This window comes from Bradyrhizobium lablabi (genome assembly GCF_018131005.1).
GTDB lineage: Bacteria > Pseudomonadota > Alphaproteobacteria > Rhizobiales > Xanthobacteraceae > Bradyrhizobium > Bradyrhizobium lablabi_D.
The window spans coordinates 1-1,459 of sequence record NZ_JAFCJK010000038.1 but is presented as its reverse complement, the minus strand read 5'-3'; the positions used below and the strand labels follow the sequence as shown (position 1 = coordinate 1,459).

Below are 1,459 nucleotides of genomic sequence, written 5' to 3'. Positions count from 1 at the left end.
TCGACTACGTTCTTGTGGGCGGCGAGGACCACAAGAGCGGCGAAGCCGACGATGCGGACGAGCGTTTCAAAAGACTCGAAGCATGGGCGCGCGAACTGATCTCCGGTCTGGGCAGGGAGACACATCGTTGGTCGGGGCAAGTGCTCGATACGATCGACTACGCCGGCTTTATCGGGCAGGATCCGGGCTGCAAGAATGTCTACGTCGCTATGGGCGATTCGGGACAGGGTCTTACCCACGGCGTTGTCGCGGCGATACTGAATACGGCGCTGATTATGGGTGAGGACCATCCGTGGAAGGAGCTCTACGCCCCGAGCCGCATCCCGCTTAAGGCGGCCAAGAACTTCGTCATGGAGAACGTCACCCCGCTGAAGAGTTTCGCGGAATATGTCGCGCCGGGTGAACTTCATTCACTAGATGATTTGAGGCGCGGGCAAGGCGCGATTGTGCGACGCGGCCTAGAGAAAATCGCAGCTTACCGCGACGACGCCGGCGCGCTTCATCTGAATTCGGCAAGCTGTAGCCATGTCGGCTGTCACCTGCATTGGAACAGTTTCGAGACGTGCTGGGACTGTCCATGCCATGGCTCAATGTTCGACGTGTTGGGACAGCCGATCAACGCTCCAGCAGTCGCATCGCTCGACAAAAGGTGACGACCCCTTCTCCGCCGCCAATCAGTCATTCGTTCAAGCCGTCCGGCCTCTTGCGCGATTCGATAGCCGCGTTAATCACAGAGCTCCATCGGCTGCGGCGAGTTGCTCCGCCGCGATAGGAACAACCGCAGCGCCTGCCCGTTCGGGATTAATCTTGCTCCCATTCTGAGGCTCCCCATGTACCATCACGTCAAGAAGCTGATGTTCACCGTTCGCGTCGATGAGCCGGACCCCCGTTTTGGCAATATGCTGCTTGAACAATTCGGCGGTGCCAACGGTGAGCTCGCGGCCGCGATGCAATACTCGATTCAGGGTCTGAATTGCGAAGATCCGGATCGTAAGGACCTGTTGATGGACATCGGCACCGAGGAACTGAGCCATCTCGAAATTGTGGGCACTCTCGCGCGGCTACACCTTAAGCCGTCGAAGTTTGATCGTCAGGCGGCCGAAGCCGATCCTCTGATTGCAATCGCGGGCGGTGGTGGCTTGAACCTGTTCAACTCGCAAGGGAACGCCTGGACTGCCGATTATCTGAAGATTACTGGTGAAGTGGACGTGGACCTACGAAGCAACATCGCCGCCGAAGCGCGCGCCAAGATCGTCTACGAGCGCCTGATCAATTTTTGCGACGACGCAGGTACAAAGGATGCTCTGCAGTTTCTGATGACCCGCGAGATCACTCACATGAAGGCGTTTGCTCTGGCACTTGAGAGCATGGGCAAGCCGCCCTTCAGTATCGGCCGCATCGCGCCGACACCGGGGCTCGTCGATCAATTCTTCAACGATTCTACCGGCACCGGTGAGCA

2 protein-coding genes are annotated in these 1,459 nt (G+C 58.3%); both read left to right on the top strand.

From position 1 onward, the window contains the following. Positions 1 to 653 (top strand): FAD-dependent oxidoreductase (locus tag JQ553_RS34225; RefSeq protein ID WP_212504478.1); only part of this gene is annotated, 653 nt, incomplete at its 5' end. Positions 654 to 830: 177 nt separating this feature from the next. Further along, positions 831 to 1,459 (top strand): manganese catalase family protein (locus JQ553_RS34220; RefSeq protein WP_212504477.1); only part of this gene is annotated, 629 nt, incomplete at its 3' end.